This window comes from Pseudoxanthomonas sp. PXM03 (assembly GCF_014852005.1).
Taxonomy (GTDB): Bacteria; Pseudomonadota; Gammaproteobacteria; order Xanthomonadales; family Xanthomonadaceae; genus Pseudoxanthomonas_A.
In genome coordinates, this window is record NZ_JACVAU010000003.1 from 280970 (window position 1) to 302251 (window position 21282).

The 21282-nt window shown below is 67.0% G+C and carries 11 protein-coding genes; all 11 read left to right on the top strand.

The genetic code is table 11. From position 1 onward, the window contains the following. Positions 1-42 precede the first annotated feature (42 nt). The 11 genes from IB223_RS15580 (at position 43) to IB223_RS15630 (ending at position 21212) form a co-directional block, all read left to right on the top strand. Complete coding sequence (locus tag IB223_RS15580) at positions 43-2034, top strand: chemotaxis protein CheA (RefSeq protein ID WP_192202672.1); 1992 nt, start codon at positions 43-45, stop codon at positions 2032-2034. A gap of 98 nt (positions 2035-2132) precedes the next feature. Beyond that, on the top strand, positions 2133-3323 hold the full coding sequence (locus IB223_RS15585; RefSeq protein WP_192202673.1) for a porin: 1191 nt from the start codon (positions 2133-2135) through the stop codon (positions 3321-3323). A gap of 254 nt (positions 3324-3577) precedes the next feature. Further along, positions 3578-5812, top strand: a complete 2235-nt coding sequence (locus IB223_RS15590) for a methyl-accepting chemotaxis protein (protein ID WP_192202674.1) — start codon at positions 3578-3580, stop codon at positions 5810-5812. A 188-nt stretch (positions 5813-6000) separates the two neighbouring features. Beyond that, a complete protein-coding gene (locus IB223_RS15595; protein ID WP_192202675.1) occupies positions 6001-8652 on the top strand; it encodes a Cache 3/Cache 2 fusion domain-containing protein in 2652 nt (883 codons plus the stop codon). A gap of 154 nt (positions 8653-8806) precedes the next feature. Further along, positions 8807-9586, top strand: a complete 780-nt coding sequence (locus tag IB223_RS15600; protein ID WP_192202676.1) for a flagellar brake protein — start codon at positions 8807-8809, stop codon at positions 9584-9586. A 178-nt stretch (positions 9587-9764) separates the two neighbouring features. Then, positions 9765-12470, top strand: coding sequence for a methyl-accepting chemotaxis protein (locus tag IB223_RS19040; RefSeq protein WP_343227210.1), 2706 nt, complete (start codon positions 9765-9767; stop codon positions 12468-12470). 97 nt (positions 12471-12567) lie between these two features. Continuing rightward, complete coding sequence (locus tag IB223_RS15610) at positions 12568-13056, top strand: chemotaxis protein CheW (protein ID WP_192202677.1); 489 nt, start codon at positions 12568-12570, stop codon at positions 13054-13056. A 230-nt stretch (positions 13057-13286) separates the two neighbouring features. Further along, the gene (locus IB223_RS15615) at positions 13287-15536 is read left to right on the top strand and encodes a methyl-accepting chemotaxis protein (RefSeq protein WP_192202678.1); all 2250 of its coding nucleotides are present in this window, start codon (positions 13287-13289) and stop codon (positions 15534-15536) included. 169 nt (positions 15537-15705) lie between these two features. After that, positions 15706-18318: an EAL domain-containing protein gene (locus IB223_RS15620; protein ID WP_192202679.1), complete on the top strand. Its 2613-nt coding sequence runs from the start codon at positions 15706-15708 to the stop codon at positions 18316-18318. A 170-nt stretch (positions 18319-18488) separates the two neighbouring features. Continuing rightward, positions 18489-18893 carry a hypothetical protein gene (locus IB223_RS15625; protein ID WP_192202680.1) on the top strand — a complete coding sequence of 135 codons (405 nt, stop codon included), beginning with the start codon at positions 18489-18491 and terminating at the stop codon, positions 18891-18893. A 90-nt stretch (positions 18894-18983) separates the two neighbouring features. Continuing rightward, the gene (locus tag IB223_RS15630; RefSeq protein WP_192202681.1) at positions 18984-21212 is read left to right on the top strand and encodes a methyl-accepting chemotaxis protein; all 2229 of its coding nucleotides are present in this window, start codon (positions 18984-18986) and stop codon (positions 21210-21212) included. Positions 21213-21282: the final 70 nt, after the last annotated feature.

Consider the following 21282-nt stretch of genomic DNA (forward strand, 5'->3'; position numbering starts at 1 on the left):
ACTTCCTCCCCACTTCGCATACCGCCACAGGGCTCCACCGCAATGAACATGGACATGCAGCGCTTCCACGCCACGTTCTTCGAGGAAAGCCGCGAAGGGCTGGAAGCCATGGAAGCCGGCCTGCTGTCGCTGGAACAGGGCAGCCGCGACGGCGACCTGATCAATTCCATCTTCCGTGCGGCGCATTCCATCAAGGGCGGTTCGGCGACGTTCGGCTTCGACGCCATCGCCGGCATGACCCACGTACTGGAAACCCTGCTGGACGAACTGCGCGCCGGCCAGCGCGCCGTCAGCCCGCCGGCGGTCGACGCGATGCTGGCCTCGGTGGACGTGCTGCGTGCCCTGCTGGCCGAGGCCGAACACGGCACTCCGGCCGACCCCGCCGCCGTGCAGGCCATGAAGGACCGGCTCAACGCCGTCCTGTCCGGCCAGGATGCACCTGCCGCCACGCCCGCTGCCGCCGGCGCCAAGGCCGATGAAACGCCGGAAGGCTGGAAGATCGGCTTCACGCCCGCACCGTCGCTGTTCATGAGCGGCAATGATCCGCTGCGCATCCTGCGCGAACTGGAACACCTCGGTCCGCTCGAGATCGCATGCCGGATGGAACGCCTGCCGGGCTTCGAGCAGATCGATCCGCTGGAAGCCTATCTCGCATGGGACCTGGGCCTGATCGGCAAGGTGCCGCGCAGCGCCGTCGACGATGTGTTCGCCTGGGTCGTGGACGACTGCGAACTCGACATCCAGCCCATGCAGCGCGATGCGCTGCCGGTGGACGCCGTGGCCGTCGCCGCGCAACCCGTTGCCACGGTTATCGCCGGCGGTGCGCAGGCACCGGCAGGCACCGCGCCCGCCGCCAATGACACCGCAGAAACCTCCATCCGCGTCAGCGTCGACAAGATCGACGGTCTGATCAATCTCGTCGGCGAACTCGTCATCACCCAGGCCATGCTGAAGCAGGTCTCCGGCCTGCTCGACCAGGCCCAGTGCGAGCGCCTGTTCGCCGGCCTGGACCTGCTGGAGCGCAATACGCGCGACCTGCAGGAAGCCGTCATCGGCGTACGCATGCTGCCGGTGGATGCCGTGTTCCGCCGCTTCCCGCGCCTGGTCCGCGACCTGTCCGCACGCCTCGGCAAGCAGGTCCGCCTGCGCACGATTGGTGAGGGCACCGAACTGGACAAGGGCCTGATCGAACGCATCGCCGATCCCCTGGTGCACCTGGTCCGCAATTCCATCGACCATGGCCTCGAACTGCCCGATGCGCGCCGCGAGGCGGGCAAGGACGAAACCGGCACGATCACGCTGGCGGCATCGCACCAGGGCGGCCATATCGTCATCGAGGTCAGCGACGACGGCCGCGGCCTGAATCGCGAGCGCATCCTGGCCAAAGCCGCCGAGCGCGGCCTGGCCGTGCCGGAGAATCCCAGCGATTCGCAGGTCTGGGACCTGATCTTCCAGCCGGGCTTCTCCACCGCCGAAGCCGTGACCGATCTCTCCGGTCGCGGTGTGGGCATGGACGTGGTCCGTCGCAACATCCAGGCACTGGGTGGCGAAGTGCAACTGGAAAGCGCGTCCGGCAGCGGCACGCGCGTGGTCATCCGGCTGCCGCTGACCCTGGCCATCCTGGACGGCATGGGCGTGTCGGTCGGCGAGGAAACCCTGATCCTGCCGCTCGGCTACGTGCTCGAGGCCCTGCAGCCGCAGGCCGAGGACGTGCGCACGGTAGCCGGCGACGGCCGCGTGCTGCGCGTGCGCGGCGAATACCTGCCCATCGTGTCGTTGAACGACTACTACCGCTACGGCCAGAGCGAGGCGGAAGATCCGCTGGTGGTCGTGGTGGAAGCCGACGGCCAGAAGCTGGCGCTGGAAGTGGACGAGCTGATCGGCCAGCAGCAGGTCGTGGTCAAGAACATCGAAAACAACTACCGCCGCATCGACGGCATCTCCGGCGCCACCATCCTCGGTGACGGCCGCGTGGCCCTGATCGTCGATGTCGGCGGACTGGTCCGCGCACGCAAGACGCTGCAGGCGGCCTGACGCCGCCGCTCCCCCTTTTCACGAATGCGCCGTCACCGGACGCGACCGTAGACTGGTCGCGGCAGGCGGGCGCTTGCCCACACCCAGCAGGTAAATCCATGAAGTACGTGTCGACCCTCGCCTTGGCCCTGATGGCCATTCATGCCAACGCCCACGCGGAAGATGCCGGCACCAAGGCCACTGCCTGGCCGCCGAAGATCACCTTCGCCAATGGCACCGAGCTGAGCCTGGGCGGCAACCTGCAGTACGACGCCAACCAGTTCTCGGGCACGGGCTACAACGGCGCGGTGCTGGAAGACGACGATGCTTGGCGCCGGCAGGAACTGGGCGTGACGCTCAAGCGCAAGGGCGTATACGACTTCGGCGCGACCTTCGATTTCGAAGCCAAGACCTGGAACGACGTCGCCCTGCGCGTCGAAACCAAGGCGCTGTTCGGGCACGATGCAGGCAAGCTCCGCGTCGGCCAGATGAAGCTGCCGCTCGGATTCGAAGGCAATACCGCCACGCGCAGCGCAGCCTTCGTGGAAGCCTCGCTGCCTACGCAGGCGTTCTACCAGGGGCGCCGCACCGGCATCGACTGGGCCTTCGAACGTGAGGCCTACATCGTCAATGCCGGCTACTTCTTCGAATCCGACCTGCAGGGCAACAACAAGGGTGACACCGCCGCCGCGCGCGTGGCATGGACCCCCCTCAAGCAGGCCGGCAACGTGCTGCATCTGGGCATCTCGGCCGCACAGGAGCGACCGGACAGCGAAGTCAACGGACTGGGCGTGACCGTCTACCCGAGCGCGCGCTGGCGCGCCAAGCCGGAAGCCGCACTGACGGCGGTACGGCTGGTGGACTCGGGCACGCTGACGCGCGTGGACCGCATCGACCGCAACGGCCTCGAAGCCCTGTGGATCCATGGCGCGTGGTCGCTGCAGGGCGAATACCTGCGCCAGAAGACCACGCGTGAGCTCGGCCTGCCTTCGTATTCCGCGGATGGCGCCTACGTGTTCGGCAGCTGGATGGTGACCGGCGAGTCGCGCGTCTACAGCGCCGGCAACGTCGGCAATCCGAAGCCGAAGGGCAAGTACGGTGCGCTTGAACTGCTCGCACGCTACAGCCGCATCGACCTGGACAGCGATGGCATTGCAGGCGGCCGCGAAGACAACTGGACGCTCGGCGCCACGTGGTACCTCGCGCAGAACTTCAAGTTCCAGGCCAACTACGTGAAGGTGGATGCCGAGCGCGGCGCGTTCTCGGCCAGCCCCGACGTGTTCGAACTGCGCGCGCAGATGCATTTCTGATCGCGCACCACGCCGGACGCGTCGCGCGCATCACAGTTCGCGCACGACGCGACCGACAGTTTGGTAAATACGATTACATTCCCGCCGAACGGTCATCAAGAAGGCTCTACAGCCGCCGTTACCACCTCTGCAGATGATGCAACACCGGCATTGCCGGTTCGGGACGGGGACTCCCTCATCACACCGCAACGTCCACGAACGCCGTGGGCGCTGGCTGGCTGCACGCCTTCCATGCTCAACCGGAGATGCATCACATGAAATGGTTCCAGAACCTGTCCATCGGCCGGAAGCTGGCCGTGGCCTTCGCCCTCACCGCCCTGATGACGGTGATCCTCGGCGTGTTCTCGCTGCTGCGACTCGGTGCGTTGAACGACAAGCTGCAGGCCGTCAGCGGCGTCGACATGCCGTCCGTCCAGTACATGGGCGAAGTACGTTCGCAGCTGGGCGAATTCCGGACCTTCGAGATCGCCCAGCTGACCCGCCTGGACGAACCCGACGCGATCATCGACTACAACAAGCGCATGGCCGCCAGCAAGAAGATCGTCGAGGAGCAGCAGGCGCTGTTCGAGGCGCTGCCGACCGACGACAAAGAGAAGCAGCTGTATGCCGACGTCACCACAAAGCTGACCGCCTATTTCGACGCGCGCAAGGAAATCGATGCCGCGCTTGAAGCAGGCGACTACGTGCTTGCGCAGTCGGTCTCGGACGAAAAGTCGCGCCCGCGCCGCCGCGACCTGTTCGCTGCACTGAAGGCGCTCAACGAGCACAGCGTCAACGTACTGAACGAAGAGATCGCCAATGCCGACGCCGGCTACCGCGCCAGTGCGCGCGCCATCGTCGCGGGCATGATAGGCCTGACGCTGCTGGCGATCGGCCTGGGCTGGATCATCGCGCGTGCCATCGTCAAGCCGGTCGACGAGGCCGTGCGGGTCGCCAACGACGTGTCCGCCGGCAAGCTGGACGGCCGCATCGACACGTCGCGCAAGGATGAGGTCGGCCAGTTGCTGTCCGCCATGCAGCGCATGCAGATGCAGGTCGTTTCGGTGATCGGCGCGCAGGGCGAAATGGCGCGCCGGCACGACGAAGGCCAGATCAGCTACCGCATCGACGACGGCGATTTCCCCGGCGAATACGGGCGCATGGTGCGCGACACCAATGCGCTGGTGGCACAGCACATCGGGGTGAAGATGCGCGCCGTGGATGTGATGCGCCGCTACGCCGTGGGCGACCTGTCGGTGGACATGGACCGCCTGCCGGGCGAGAAGGTGGTCATCACCGAAGCGATGGACATGTGCAAGGCCAATCTGTCCGCGATCAACGGCGAGATCAAGCGTCTGGCCAGCGCCGCCGCAGCCGGTGACTTCACCCACCGCGGCGACGCCGAGAAGTACCAGTACGACTTCCGCGACATGGTCGAAGGCCTGAACCGCCTGATGGAGACCACTGACGGCAACCTGGCGGACGTATCCGAGCTACTGCAGGCCATCGCACGGGGCGATCTGACCGCACGCATGGAAGGCGACTTCCACGGCGTCTTCGCCACCATGCGCGATGATGCCAACGCCACCGTCGCCCAGCTGACCGAGATCGTCGGCGGCATCCAGATGGCGGCCACCAGCATCAATACCGCCGCCGGTGAGATCGCCTCCGGCAACAACGACCTGTCGCGCCGTACAGAGCAGCAAGCTGCCAACCTGGAAGAAACCGCCGCCTCGATGGAGGAACTGACCTCCACCGTGCGCCAGAACGCCGAGTCCGCCCGCCAGGCCAACCAGTTGGCCATCGGTGCCGCCGGCGTGGCTTCACTCGGTGGCGATGTGGTCGGCCAGGTGGTCACCACGATGCGCGACATCGAGCAGTCCTCCAAGAAGATCGCCGAGATCATCTCGGTCATCGATGGCATCGCGTTCCAGACCAATATCCTGGCGCTCAATGCTGCCGTTGAAGCGGCACGCGCGGGCGAACAGGGCCGCGGCTTCGCCGTCGTCGCCTCCGAGGTCCGTACGCTGGCCCAGCGCTCGGCCAATGCCGCCAAGGAGATCAAGGGCCTGATCGAGAACTCGGTGGATCGCGTGGCCGACGGCTCGGCGCTGGTGAATCAGGCCGGCACGACGATGGGCGAGATCGTGGCCTCGGTGCAGCGCGTGACCGACATCATGGCCGAGATCTCCGCCGCCTCGCAGGAACAGTCGGCCGGCATCGAGCAGGTCAACCAGACCATCACCCAGATGGACGAGACCACCCAGCAGAACGCTGCACTGGTGGAGGAAGCCACCGCCGCCGCGCGTTCGATGGAAGAACAGGCCGGTGCACTGACCCAGAGCGTGTCGGTGTTCAAGCTGCATGCCACCGTCAGTGCCCCCGTCCGCCAGGCCATCGCGGCGGCCGCGGCACCGCGGCCGGTCGCACCACCGAAGGCCGTGGCCCGCAAGCCGGTCGCCCGCAAGCCCGAACCGGCACTCGCCGACGGGGACTGGCAGGAGTTCTGATCGCGCATCGGAACGCGCGACTGAAGCACCCCGCACGGCCCGGACTTCCCGGGCCGTGCCTGTCTGGGCTACCCCGTTCGCACAGGTATCCGCATTTACCGTTCGTCGGGGAAATCCCCACGGGGGCTCAATGACCGAACTGTGACGCCGATATCGGATCAGCTACCACCACAACCCGCCCTGCCCCCATGAATCGACTGAAGCGCCTTTCTCTCGGCAGCAAGCTCGCCCTCCAGGTCACCGTCGCCGTGGCCGTCGTCCTCACCCTCCTCGCCGCCGTCGTGCAGCGGCAATCCAGCCGCGCCATCGAGGCGCGTGCCCTGGCCGACCTCGACGTAGCCGCGCAGGTGATGCTGGAATCCATCGCCCTCTACGACAGCACCCTGACCGACGCCACGCAGCGGATGGCCATGAGTTTCCGCGCTGCCCTGCCTTCCGGCGACGTGTCGATCGATGCCGGCCGCACCACGCCGATCGGCGACTTCGAGGTTCCCGAACTGCGCTTCGGTGCGCAGCCGATCAACCTGGACTTCACCACCGTCGACCGCTTCACCGAAGCCACCGACGTGGTCGCGACCCTCTTCGTGCGCCAGGGCGACGATTTCATCCGTGCCACCACGTCGCTGCGCAACACCGAGGACGAACGCGTCATCGGCACCGCGCTGGACCACAAGCACCCGGCATACGCACTGATCCTCCAGGACAAGCCCTACACCGGCCGCGCGCGCCTCTTCGGCCGCGACTACATGACCCACTACGAGCCGCTGCAGGATGCGGAAGGCAACACCATCGGCATCCTGTTCGTCGGCCAGAACTACGGCGATGGCCTCGCGGCGCTGAAGGACAAGCTGCGCAACACGGCACTGGGCGAAGCGGGCTATTTCTTCGTGGTGGATATCGCTGAAGGCGAGCACCACGGCACGCTGGCCGCGCATCCCGCCAGCCAGGACGCGCTGTACTCCTCGGTGGTGGACGCCGGCTCCGTGCCGGAGATGAAGGCCCTGCTGGCGAAGGACCATGGTCACACGGTGCTCGACATCGCACCGAAGGCCGGCGAAGGCGCCGTGCCTGCACTGATCGCGGTGAAGCAGTTCGCCCCGTGGAAGTGGGCGCTGGTGGCCGTGGAGCCCCGCTCCACCGTGGTGGCCTCCAGCCACGCATTGACGGTCATCATTCTGCTGCTGTCGCTGCTGGCGCTGGCGGTCATCGCGACGCTGACCTGGCTCGGCGTGCGCCGCGTGGTCTCGCGTCCGCTGCGCGGTGCAGTCGCCATCGCCGAGGAGGTGGCCGCGGGCAAGCTGGACACTCGCATCGACACCTCACGCCACGACGAGGTCGGCCAACTGCTGTCGGCCATGCGCCATGTGCAGACCCAGGTCGTGTCGGTGATCGACGCACAGACCGAGATGACGCGCCGCCACGACGACGGCCAGATCAGCCACCGCATCGACGACAGCGCGTTCCCCGGCGAGTACGGCCGCATGGTGCGCGACACCAATGCGCTGGTCGCTTCGCACATCGCGGTGAAACTGCGCCTTGTCGAGGTGATGCAGCGTTACGCCATCGGCGACCTGTCGGTGGACATGGACCGTTTGCCCGGTGAAAAGGCGGTGCTGACGCAGACGATGGATGCCACCAAGGGCAGCCTGTCGGCCATCAATGGCGAGATCAAGCGACTGGCGCTGGCCGCCGCCTCGGGCGACTTCAGCCAGCGCGGCGACGTGGGCAAGTACCAGCACGATTTCCGCGAGATGATCGGGGGACTCAACCAGTTGATGGAGACCACCGACGGCAACCTCGCCGAGGTTTCCGAACTGCTGCAGGCCATCGCACGGGGCGACCTGACCGCACGCATGGAAGGCGACTTCCACGGCGTGTTCGCCACCATGCGCGACGATGCCAACGCCACCGTCGCCCAGCTGACCGAGATCGTCGGCGGCATCCAGATGGCGGCCACCAGCATCAACACCGCTGCAGGCGAGATCGCATCGGGCAACAACGACCTGTCGCGCCGTACAGAGCAGCAAGCCGCCAACCTGGAAGAAACCGCCGCCTCGATGGAGGAACTGACCTCCACCGTGCGCCAGAACGCCGAGTCGGCCCGCCAGGCCAACCAGCTGGCCATTGGTGCAGCATCGGTCGCTTCGCAGGGTGGCGAGGTGGTCGGTCGTGTGGTCACCACGATGACCGACATCGAGCAGTCCTCCAAGAAGATCGCCGAGATCATTTCGGTCATCGATGGCATCGCGTTCCAGACCAATATCCTGGCGCTCAATGCTGCCGTTGAAGCGGCACGCGCGGGCGAACAGGGCCGCGGCTTCGCGGTGGTCGCCTCCGAAGTGCGTACGCTGGCCCAGCGCAGCGCCAATGCTGCCAAGGAGATCAAGGGTCTGATCGAGACCTCAGTGGACAAGGTCGCCGGGGGCTCGGCGCTGGTGAACCAGGCCGGCACGACGATGGGCGAGATCGTGGCCTCGGTGCAGCGCGTGACCGACATCATGGCCGAGATCTCTGCGGCCTCGCAGGAACAGTCGGCCGGCATCGAGCAGGTCAACCAGACCATCACCCAGATGGACGAGACCACCCAACAGAACGCCGCACTGGTCGAAGAAGCTACCGCCGCCGCCCGCAGCATGGAAGAACAGGCCGGTGCACTGACCCAGAGCGTGTCGGTGTTCAAGCTGCAGGCCGCCTCCCGTGCCCCGGTGCGCCAGGCCCCGATGGCCGTCGCTGCATCGCGGCAGGTGGCGACACCGAAGGCCGCAGTCCGCAAGCAGCCCGCACGCAAACCGGAACCCGTGCTTGTCGAGGGAGATGGCGAGGGTTGGCAGGAGTTTTGAGCGGAGAATGCGGTCACCCTTCACCACGCACACGGCCCGGTACTCCCGGGCCGTGTGCGTTGATGGTCCTCCGCAGTCACCCCCTAAAGATGCTGCAACGCCCGCCGATACAGCCTGTGACGCCTTCCCTGCCCAGACGCTTTCCGACGCCCGCATGACCGAGCCCAGCGACGCCCCTCTGGCCGATCCCGTCAGGTACGACGAAGAAGAAAAGTACCTGGTGCATGGCGAATACGAGATCCGGCAGATCCTGCAATCGCTGATCGCCAGGCGCGCGCTCGTCAGTGGCTGCGCGATGCCACGCAACCACACCTTTCCCACCTCCATCATCGAAGTACTGGAGGACGAAGACGGCGTCCTGATCGACGGCAGCGCATCGGAGACCATCAACCGCAGCATCGAGGAAGCGCGCCACGTCTCCTGCGTCTCCCGGCTCGACCGCATCCACGTGCAGTTCAAGCTCCATGACCTGCAGCGCGTGCAGAAGGAAGGCCAGGTGGCCTTCCTGGCGCCGCTGCCGGACAGCATCCTGCGCCTGCAGCGTCGCGAGTTCTACCGCCTGCAGGTGCCGGTGACGCAGCCCATGGAGTGCGCCGTCGCCGAGCGTCACCCGGACGGCGAGACCACCTACCGCAACTATCGCGTGCTGGACATCAGCGGCGGCGGCATCGCGCTGGCCGTGCAGGCCGAAGAGCCGACGCTCCGCCCCTACAAGGAATTCCCCGGCAGCCTCCTGCACCTGCCCGACAGCGGCCCGCTGTGCATCCGCCTGATGGTCAAGAGCCTGCATCGCCAGCTCAACCAGAACGGTTCCGAAAGCTGGCGTGCCGGCTGCCAGTTCACCGACCTGCCGCGCGGGGGCGATGCGCTGATCCAGCGCTACATCTTCCGCCTCGAACGCCAGCGCAGCGCCCGCGAACGCGGCGCTGCGTGATCTGCGTCCGCCTTCCGGACGCCTTTCGTCGGTTCTGGCCGACACCCGCTCAACCTCCCCGCGCACGCGCCGATACCTCCCTGTAACGGTCCTGCATACCGGCGTCACGGCGATCCAAGGCCGTGCTTGCACTCGCAGGCATCGCCAAGCCGTACCGTCCAGTCCGCAAGAGGCCCGCATGTCATCCACTCCCTCCCGATCCTCCTCCCGCAGCATCGCCACGCGCGTGATGTACGGCACCGCCTTGGTGGCCCTGCTCGCCTTCGGCGTTGCCGCCGCGGCCAGCTACCTGCGCAGCAGCCAGTCCCTGCTGGCCGGTGCGCGGACCACGATGGAAGGGCTGGCGAACCAGGAGGCCCAGCGCATCTCGGGCGAACTCACCCGCGCCTTCGACGGCAACGATGCGCTTACGCATGCATTGCTCGCCCAGCGCGGGGGCGACGGCATCAGCCGCAGTGCCGCCAGCGCCATCTTCAAGCGCCAGCTGGAAGCGCACCCGGAATGGGTCGGCGTCGGCACGCTTTGGGAACCCGATGCCTTCGACGGCAAGGATGCGGACCACATCGGCACCGAAGGCCACGACGACACCGGCCGCTTCATGAGCTACTGGGCATGGAGCAACGGCGCCCCGCTGCTGGAAGCCCTGCGCGACTACGAAGTCCCCGGTGCCGGCGACTGGTACCGTCGCCCGCGCGAACTCAAGCGTCCGGTGGTCGCCGAGCCCTACGTCTACAAGATCGCCGGCAAGGACGTGCTGATGACCACGCTGTCCACGCCCATCCTGCAGGACGGCGACTACCTCGGCGTGATGACCGTGGACTTCGCGCTGCAATCGCTGCAGGAGCGCATCGCGAAGCTCACGCCGATGGATGCCGGCTTCGTGCGCCTGCTCACGCCGGCCGGCGTGGTCATCGCGGACAAGGATGCCGCCTCGGTCGGCAAGCCATATGCAGGCGCCCACGCTGCCGACGTCATCAAGCAGGTGGCCGCCGGCAAGCCGGTGTTCCGCGAGGCGACCGATGCCGCGGGTGAAACGATGATGGAAGCCTACGTGCCGCTGCAGATCGGCGCCGCGCAGGAGCGCTTCGCGCTGGGCGTGGTGGTGCCGCGCGCGGTGCTGATGCGCGAAGCGCGTGCCGTGCTGTGGACGGTGGTCGCCGTGGGCGCGCTGGGTGCTGTGTTGCTGTGCGGCGCCGTGTTCTGGCTGCTGCGTCGCCAGGTCGGTGTGCCGCTGGCCGGCGCCGTGCGCGTGGCCGACGATATCGCAAGCGGCAAGCTGGACAGCCAGATCGATGTCGGTCGCGACGACGAGATCGGCACCCTGATGAAGGCCATGCGCAGCATGCAGGGCAACCTGCGCGAGCGCATCGAGCGCGACGCCGTGGTGGCGAAGGAAAGCCTGCGCATCCGTACCGCGCTGGAGGATGTGACCACCAACGTCATGATCGCCGACGCCGACCGCACCATCGTCTATGCCAACCGACCACTGATGAAGATGCTGGCCGACGTGGAACAGGACCTTCGCCGCGACCTGCCCGCCTTCGATGTGCGTACGGTCATCGGCAGCAGCATCGACATCTTCCACAAGAAGCCCGAGCACCAGTCGCGCATGCTGGCCCAGCTGCAGGGCACGCATCGCGCGCAGATCAGCGTGGGCGGCCGCATCATGCAGCTGATCATCAACCCCGTGACCGACGGCAAAGGCCAGCGCATCGGCTACGTGGTCGAGTGGGCCGACCGCACCGCCGAAGTGATGGTGGAACAGGAAGTGACGCGCATCGTGCAGGCGGCCGCACAGGGTGACCTGAGCGGGCGCATCTCCGAGTCGGGCAAGCAGGGCTTCCTGCTGGCGCTGTCGCAACAGTTGAACGGCCTGCTGGTCGCCATCGCGGGCAGCGTGGACTCGGTCTCCGGCGTGCTGCAGTCGCTGTCCAAGGGCGACCTGACCGCGCGGATGGAAGGCGACTTCCACGGCGTGTTCGCCAGCATGCGCGACGATGCCAATGCCACCGTCGCCCAGCTGACCGACATCGTCGGCCGCATCCAGGACGCGTCCACCAGCATCAATACCGCGGCCGGCGAAATCGCATCAGGCAACAGCGACCTGTCACGCCGTACCGAGCAGCAGGCGGCCAACCTGGAAGAGACCGCCGCTTCGATGGAGGAACTGACCTCCACCGTGCGCCAGAACGCCGAGTCCGCCCGCCAGGCCAACCAGCTGGCCATCGGTGCCGCCGGAGTCGCCTCGCAGGGCGGTGAAGTGGTCAGCAAGGTCGTCAGCACCATGACCGACATCGAACAGTCGTCGAAGAAGATCGCCGAGATCATCTCGGTCATCGACGGCATCGCCTTCCAGACCAACATCCTGGCGCTCAATGCTGCAGTTGAAGCGGCACGCGCGGGCGAACAGGGTCGCGGCTTCGCGGTGGTCGCCTCCGAAGTACGCACCCTCGCCCAGCGTTCGGCCAATGCCGCCAAGGAGATCAAGGGCCTGATCGAAACATCGGTGGACAAGGTCACCGATGGTTCGGCGCTGGTGCACCAGGCCGGCGCGACCATGAGCGAGATCGTGGCCTCGGTGCAGCGCGTGACCGACATCATGGCCGAGATCTCCGCCGCCTCGCAGGAACAGAGCGCCGGCATCGAACAGGTCAACCAGACCATCACCCAGATGGACGAAACCACCCAGCAGAACGCGGCACTGGTGGAAGAAGCCACCGCCGCTGCCCGCAGCATGGAAGAACAGGCGCAGGCACTGGCCGAGGCGGTGTCCACCTTCCGCCTGGACGGCCATGGCCGTGTCGCGCGGCTGGTGCACGAACGCGTGACCCGCATCGCGGCCGGCACCGCGCCGCGGGGCGTTGCCGAACCGCATCCGTACTGAACCCCTAAAGAAACCCGTCCCGGGGCCGATCTAGGCCATGACCGGTTCCGTCCCGGGAACCCCGACACCTTCACCGGCTGCAACAGGAGCCCGACGAATGAGCGACAAGAAGACCCAGGCCGCGGCGAGCGCGGACGAGTTCCTCAGCTTCACCCTGGGGGACGAGCACTACGGCGTGGACATCCTGAAGGTCCAGGAAATCCGCGGCTACGATTCCGTGACCCGCCTGCCCGATGCCCCGGACTACATCAAGGGCGTCATCAACCTGCGCGGCACCATCGTGCCGGTGATCGACCTGCGCCTGAAGCTGCGCCTGAAGGATGCACGCTACGACGCCTTCACCGTGATGATCGTGCTGAACGTGGAGGACCGCGTGGTCGGCATCGTGGTGGACAGCGTGTCGGACGTGATCGCGCTCAGCGCCGAGCAGATCCGCCCCACGCCGGAATTCGGCGCCAGCGTCGATACCCGCTTCATCTCCGGCATCGGCACCGTCGATGAACGCATGTTGATCCTGCTGGACATCGAGACGCTCATCGACAGCGCCGACCTGGGCCAGCCGCTGCCGGAACAGGCCGCCGCCTGACGCATCGCCCTCGCGGTACGCAACGCGTGCATCCCCGGGGACCGCAGGCCGCAAGGCGTGCGGTCCCTTGCGTTTGGGCGGCCGCCGGCATCCGGACTCCCCGCCTTTCGTCGTAGGGGCGCGAAAAACCACTGAAATTCCGCCGACCCGGGCCGCTATCAACGGTGAGGGCAATCCGCCCCCGCAATCCGCATGCCCAGGCCACCCGGCCTGTCGCCAGAGACCCCGCCATGACGTTCAACGCCAAGATCGCCGCCCTGCTCTCCAACCTGCCGCTGAAGCGCAAGTTCCTCATCCAGACCGCGCTGGTCGCCATCGGCACCATCGCACTGGCCGTGGTGGCGGCGCGCATGCAGTACCTGGATCTCACCGGAACGCGGCAGGCCGGCCTGAAGGCGCAGACCGAGATGGCGCTGGGCGTGATCGAGGGGTATGCGAAGCAGGTGCAGGCCGGCACCCTGGATGAAGCCCAGGCGAAGGAAAGCGCGCTGGCCACGCTCGCCTCGATGCAGGCGAACAAGGGCGTGGACTACTTCTTCGTTACCGACGAAGCACCGACCATGCTGATGCACCCCACCCGTCCCGACCTGATCGGCAAGCCGCTGGACGACGTGCTGAGCCCGGATGGCAAGCGCATCTTCCCCGAGTTCGTCCGCGTGGCGCGCGCAGGCGGTGGCCATGTCGACTACAGCTGGGCCAAGGCGGGCGAGGAAGACCCCGTGCCGAAGACTTCCTATGCGGCGCTGTACCAGCCGTGGGGCTGGGTGATCGGCACCGGCGTCTACATCGACGACACCCAGGCGCAGGCACTGCAGTTCACCTTCATCATGACCATCGCCGGCGGCCTGCTGGTGCTGCTGAGCATGGCGATCGGCTGGGTGATCGGGCAGTCGGTGCTGGAACCGGTGGCGCGCGCCCTCTCCGCCATCCGCGGCGTCTCGCGTGGCGACCTCAGCGTCCGCACGGGCCACCACGGCCGCGACGAAGTGGGCCAGATGCTCAAGGCCACCGACGAAATGGTGCACATGCTGGAACGCTTCTCGCAGGAAACGCACGTGATGATCCGCCTGCACGAAGCCGACGACATCAGCCATCGCATGCCCGAGGATTTCCCCGGTGTGTACGGCGAGCTGGCGGGCGGCATCAACACCATGATGTTCGAGCACCTGGACGCCTTCCGCGATGCCATCGGCATCCTCGAGCGCTACGCCAACGGCGACCTGAGCCAGGATGCGCGCCGCCTTCCGGGCACGCGTGCGTTCCTGCATGAAGCGATGGACGCAGCCAAGCAGAGCCTGCTGGCCATCAATGCCGAGATCAAGCGCCTGGCGCAGGCCGCTGCGGCGGGCGATTTCAGCGCCCGCGGCGACGAGGCGCGCTTCCAGCACGACTTCCGCCAGATGGTGCAGGGCCTGAACGCGATGATGGCGATCAGCGACCGCAACCTGGCCCAGTTGTCCGCGCTGCTGCGTGCGATCGCCGATGGCGACCTGACCGCCCGGATGGAAGGCGACTTCCACGGCGTCTTCGCCACCATGCGCGATGACGCCAACGCCACCGTCGCCCAGCTGACCGAGATCGTCGGCGGCATCCAGATGGCGGCCACCAGCATCAACACGGCGGCCGGTGAGATCGCATCGGGCAACAACGACCTGTCGCGCCGTACCGAACAGCAGGCCGCCAACCTGGAAGAGACCGCCGCCTCGATGGAGGAACTGACCTCCACCGTGCGCCAGAACGCCGAGTCCGCCCGCCAGGCCAACCAGCTGGCCATCGGCGCCGCTGGTGTCGCCTCGCAGGGTGGCGAGGTGGTCGGTCGCGTAGTCATCACGATGACCGACATCGAACAGTCGTCGAAGAAGATCGCCGAAATCATCTCGGTCATCGACGGCATCGCATTCCAGACCAACATCCTGGCCCTGAACGCAGCCGTGGAAGCCGCCCGTGCCGGCGAACAGGGTCGCGGCTTCGCGGTGGTCGCTTCGGAAGTGCGGACGCTGGCCCAGCGCAGCGCCAATGCCGCCAAGGAAATCAAGGGCCTGATCGAGACCTCGGTGGACAAGGTAGCCGATGGCTCCAAGCTGGTGAACCAGGCGGGCGCGACGATGGGCGAGATCGTCGCCAGCGTGCAGCGCGTGACCGACATCATGGCCGAGATCTCGGCCGCCTCGCAGGAACAGTCGGCCGGCATCGAGCAGGTCAACCAGACCATCACCCAGATGGACGAGACCACCCAACAGAACGCCGCACTGGTCGAAGAAGCTACCGCCGCTGCCCGCAGCATGGAAGAACAGGCCGGTGCGCTGACCCAGAGCGTGTCGGTGTTCAAGCTGCAGGCCGCCTCCCGTGCCCCGGTGCGCCAGGCCCCTACGGCTGCCGCGGCATCGCGGCCGGTGGCGACGCCCAAGGCCGTGGCCCGCAAGCCGGTCGCCCGCAAGCCCGAACCGGCACTCGCCGATGGGGACTGGCAGGAGTTCTGAGCCGCCGGGCGCGCCCGGCGCGCGCCCTGTTCCGTGACCGCCTTCAAGTAACCCGGACTCCGGCCGATATGTCACCAGAAGGCCCTCTTCCCTGGCACCCGATGACCGTCGCACCCTCCGCCACCGACGACGCCAGCCGCTGCACGCAAGTGCGCCGCGAGGACACTGCATGCTTCGCCGCACGCTGACTTCGCTGACATCGGTGCGCGACACACAGGCGTCCACGGATCTCCCCACGGAGAGCCTCTGGCACGTGCTGGAACAGTCCGTCGACGCCGCGTTCGTCATCGACGGGCGCCACCGGGTGGTGCTGTTCAATCCGGCGGCGGAAGCCCTCTGGGGCTGCCTGCGCGAAGATGTGCATGGCATGCCGTTCACCCGGTTGCTGTCCAGCCCCCAGGCGGACAACACCGCCGACGCCGCGCTGGCGCAACTGCTCGGCAGCCATCGGGATGCTGTGCTGCATCGGCCCGACGGCAGCGAGGTCGCCTGTTCGGTCTCCATGTCGAAGGTGCAACTGGGCACGCAGGTCTTCCACACCGCCTTCGTGCGCGACACCAGCGACCAGAAGCGCCAGCTCGAGCGCCTGCGCCAGTTGTCGATCGTGGTGGACAAGAGCGACAACGCGATCTTCGTGAGCGCACCAGACCGCGAAGTGGTCTACGTCAACAGCGGCTTCACCCGCATGCTGGGTTACCGGCTTGAAGAGCTGCGCGGGATCAAGCCCTCGCAGCTGCTGTCCGGCGCGCATACCGACGCCACCCTGGACGATCGCATCAGCCAGGCGATGAAGGCCGGCGAAGGCCTGCAGACGGAAGTGCTGCTGTACACCAAGTCGGGCCGCCCGCTGTGGCTGTCGGCCGCGATCAACCCCGTGCACGACGAGGACGGGACACTGCTGGGCCTGGTCAGCGTGCTGAGCGACATCACCCAGACCAAGATGCACCAGGTGCTGCACAACAAGGTGCTGGATGCGCTGGTGCACGAATGGAGCGTGGCCGACGTGATGACGCTGATCTGCCGCGAGGTGGAGCACATCGCGCCGGAACTGACGGTCTCCATCATCACCGTGGACAACGAGGGGCTGATGCACGCCCTCGCCTCGCCCAGCCTGCCCGAAGCCTGGGCACGCAAGATCGACGGCATGGCGATCGGCCCGCGTGCCGGCGTGTGCGGTGCCGCCGCCTGGCGGGGCCGCGCGGTGCTGGTGAAGGACATCGCCAGCGATCCGCTGTGCGCCAACACCCGCCACCTCACCTCGCCGCTCGGGCTGCGCGCCTGCTGGACCCATCCGATCAAGTCGAGCAGCGGCCGCGTGCTGGGCACGCTGTCGTTCTACTACCGCGAGAACCGGGGCCCCGACGAGCTGCACGAACGCCTGGCCGATACCTGCCTGCATCTGTGCTCGCTGACCCTGGAGCGGGAGCAGACCAACGAACGCGTGCACCAGCTGGCGTTCTACGACACCCTGACCGGCCTGCCCAACCGCATCATGTTCAGCGCCAAGGCCGAACAGGCGCTGGCCAACGTCGCCCAGGTGAACGGCACCGCCGCGGTGCTCTTCATCGACCTGGACCGCTTCAAGCGCGTGAACGATGCGCAGGGGCACGCGGCCGGCGACGGCCTGCTGCGCGATGTCGCCGCGCGCCTGAGCGAGGAACTCGGCGGCATCAACATCGTCGGACGCCAGGCCGGCGACGAATTCGTCGCGGTGCTGCCGATGTGCAGCACCGAGCATGCCGGCAGCGTGGCCGAGCGCCTGCTGGGGGCCATCGCGGCGCCGACCGCCGCCGGCCTGATGACCCTGCACCCCAGTGCCAGCATCGGCGTGGCGATGTTCCCGGACGACGGCCGCGACATCGACCTGCTGGTGCGTCATGCCGACATGGCGATGTACCGCGCGAAAACCGATGGCGGCGGCAGCTTCCGCTTCTTCAGCGTCGACATGAACCGGCTGGCGCAGGAGCGCGTCTCGCTGGAGACCGCGCTGCGCGAGGCGCTGCGGCTGGACCAGCTGAAACTGCAGTACCAGCCCCAGGTCGGCGGCTGCGACGGCAGGCAGCTGTATGGCGTGGAAGCACTGTTGCGCTGGCACCACGCGGAGCTCGGCGTGATTCCGCCCGCGCGCTTCGTGCCGGTGGCCGAAGAATGCGGACTGATCGCCGATCTCAGCCTGTGGGTGCTGCGCCAGGCGTGTGCGCAGATGGCCGACTGGCAGCAGCGCGGCATCGACATCCCGCGCGTGTCGGTGAACGTCTCCGCGATCAATTTCCGCGATCCGGAGCTGTCCCTGCAGATCTCCGACCTGCTGGACGAGCATGGCCTGGAGCCGGGCGACCTGACGCTGGAGATCACCGAAAGCGTCATGCTGGACCCGGACCCGGACGTGCTCGAGAACATCGAGGCCATCTACGTGCTGGGCGTGCGGCTGTCGCTGGACGACTTCGGCACCGGCTACTCCAGCCTCAGCCACCTGCACCGCCTGCCCATCAGCGAACTCAAGCTGGACCAGAGCTTCGTGCGCGACATCGACACCAGCGCCATTGCGCGCACGCTGACCTCATCGGTGCTGCGCATCGGCGAAAGCCTGGGCATGAAGGTGGTCGCCGAAGGCGTGGAGACCGAATCGCAACACCGCTTCCTGACCGAGCAGCGCTTTCCCGTGCTGCAGGGGTATCTGTTCTCACCACCGCTGCCACCCGGTCCGCTGGAACAGTGGCTGGAAACACAGGGCTACACCGCAGCCCGCGAAGTCGAAACCGAAGCCGGCGCACCCGGGTAAGTGCAGCGCCGCGCGACCGGTGTTCGCCCCGACCCCCGGAAAGTGTGACCCAGCGCCCAGTCGCGCACACGGACGATCCCGCACCACGCCTTCGCCTCAAGTTTGGCCAAGGCGGGCCGATCTCAGGCAGTGAGTCGTTACCCCTCTTCTGTCCATCCGGAGTTACTGGAATGAAAATCGCATCCGCCCTGACCCTGTCCATCGCCGTCGTCGGCGCCGCCCTGCTGATGCCCGCGACGCCGGCCAACAGCCAGTCGCAGGTCGACAACGCGATCCCCGCCGACATGGCCGCACGCTTCGCGGGCAAGAACGGCACGGTGTGCGGCAAGGTGGGCAAGGCCCGCTTCGCCGAGAATTCCGAAGGCACGCCGACCTTCCTGTACATGGGCGGCAACTTCCCGCGCCATACCTTCACCGCACGCATCCCGGGCGATGCCCGCGCCAAGTTCAAGCCGGCCCCGGAAGAACTGGAAGGCAAGGACGTCTGCGTGATCGGCGCCATCGAGCGCGACAACTCGCGCGCCGAAATCGTGGTCAGTTCGCCGGCCAACCTGAAGCTGGCGACGATCCGCTGATCCGTTCCAACGGCAGGGCGCCACGCCCTGCCCGCCCTGGTCGCACCTGAGAGCGGCGCGGCACGCCACCGGTAAAGGAAAAAGAATCCCATGCAGCGGATCAAGAACCTCAAACTGACGACGAAGATGATGCTCGCCTTCGGCGCCGTGCTGGCGCTGATGCTGGTACAGGGCATCGCCGCTTTCGTCGGCCTGAACTCGTTGAACGGCGCCACCACCGAGGTGACCGGCAACGTCCTGCCCAGCGTGAAGGCCGCGGGCGACCTGCAGAACCTGATCGGCGAATACCGCACGACCTCTTACCGGCAGCATGTGCGCGCCAGCGACGCCGTCAAGGCGGAAGCCAAGACGCTGGCCGCCCAGACCGAGAAGAAGATCGAGCAGTCCATCAAGGACTACGCCACGCTGATCATCAGCCCGGACGAAAAGAAGGCCTACGACACCTTCGTCAAGGAGTGGAAGGCAGCCAAGCAGTCGTATGCCGAAGTGCAGGAGATGCTGGACCTCGGCCTGCCGGACGACGCCGTGGACACCTTCATCGGCACCACGCGCGACCAGCACCGGAAGGCGGTCGCGGCACTGAACACGTTGGTCAACGTGGTCGACCAGCAGGCCAAGACGGCCAGCGCCAGCGCCGACAGCACCTTCGCTGCTTCCAGCACGCTGATGGTCATCATGCTGCTGGTGGGCATCGTGGGCGGCCTGGCCCTGGCCTGGTTCTTCGCCCGCGCCATCGCCGGCGCCGTCGGCGAAGCCGTGCGCGTGGCCAATGATGTGTCCGCCGGCAAGCTGGACGGCAAGATCGATACCAGCCGCCAGGACGAAGTGGGCCAGCTGCTGACCGCCATGCAGCGCATGCAGACGCAGGTACAGTCGGTGATTTCCGCCCAGAGCGAAATGGCCGCGCGCCACGACGAGGGCCAGATCAGCTACCGCATGGACGACAGTGCGTTCCCGGGCGAGTACGGCCGCATGGTGCGCGACACCAACGCTTTGGTCGCCTCGCACCTGCAGGCCATCGGCGACGCGCTGAAGATCATGCAGCGCTACTCGATCGGCGACCTGAGCCTGGACATGCCCAAGCTGCCGGGCGAGAAGGCCAACCTCACCGAGACGATGGACGCCACCAAGGCCAACCTGTCGGCGATCAACGGCGAGATCAAGCGCCTGGCGATGTCCGCTTCCTCCGGCGATTTCAGCCAGCGCGGCGACGTGGACAAGTACCAGTACGACTTCCGCGACATGATCGACGGCCTGAACCAGCTGATGGAAACCACCGACGGCAACCTGGCCGAGGTCTCCGAACTGCTGCAGGCCATCGCACGCGGCGACCTGACCGCACGCATGGAAGGCGACTTCCACGGCGTGTTCGCCACCATGCGCGATGACGCCAACGCCACCGTCGCCCAGCTGACCGAGATCGTCGGCGGCATCCAGATGGCGGCCACCAGCATCAACACGGCGGCCGGTGAGATCGCATCGGGCAACAACGACCTGTCGCGCCGTACCGAACAGCAGGCCGCCAACCTGGAAGAGACCGCCGCCTCGATGGAGGAACTGACCTCCACCGTGCGCCAGAATGCCGAGTCGGCCCGCCAGGCCAACCAGTTGGCCATCGGCGCCGCCGGTGTCGCCTCGCAAGGCGGTGAAGTGGTCGGCAAGGTCGTCACCACGATGCGCGACATCGAGCAGTCGTCGAAGAAGATCGCCGACATCATCTCGGTCATCGATGGCATCGCCTTCCAGACCAACATCCTGGCCTTGAACGCGGCCGTGGAAGCCGCCCGTGCCGGCGAGCAGGGTCGCGGCTTCGCGGTGGTCGCTTCGGAAGTCCGGACGCTGGCCCAGCGCAGCGCCAATGCCGCCAAGGAGATCAAGGGCCTGATCGAGACCTCGGTGGACAAGGTGGCCGATGGCTCCAAGCTGGTGAACCAGGCGGGCGCGACGATGGGCGAGATCGTCGCCAGCGTGCAGCGCGTGACCGACATCATGGCCGAGATCTCCGCCGCCTCGCAGGAACAGAGCGCCGGCATCGAACAGGTCAACCAGACCATCACCCAGATGGACGAAACCACCCAGCAGAACGCCGCGCTGGTGGAAGAAGCCTCTGCCGCCGCCCGTTCGATGGAAGAGCAGGCACAGGCGCTGAGCGAGTCGGTGTCGGTGTTCAAGCTGCATGCCCACGCCGCCCCGACCGCCGCGGTCGCCAAGCCGGCCAAGGCAGCAGCCCCGGCTCCGTCCAGGCCCGCGCCGCGCGCCGCCACGCCGTCGATGCTGGAGCCCGCCCTGGCCGATGGCGACGACTGGCAGGAATTCTGAGGCACGCGGTTTGCATCGCATCCCGGCAACAGCTCCCTTTCCCTGTCCCTGCGGCAGGGAAAGGGTCCCG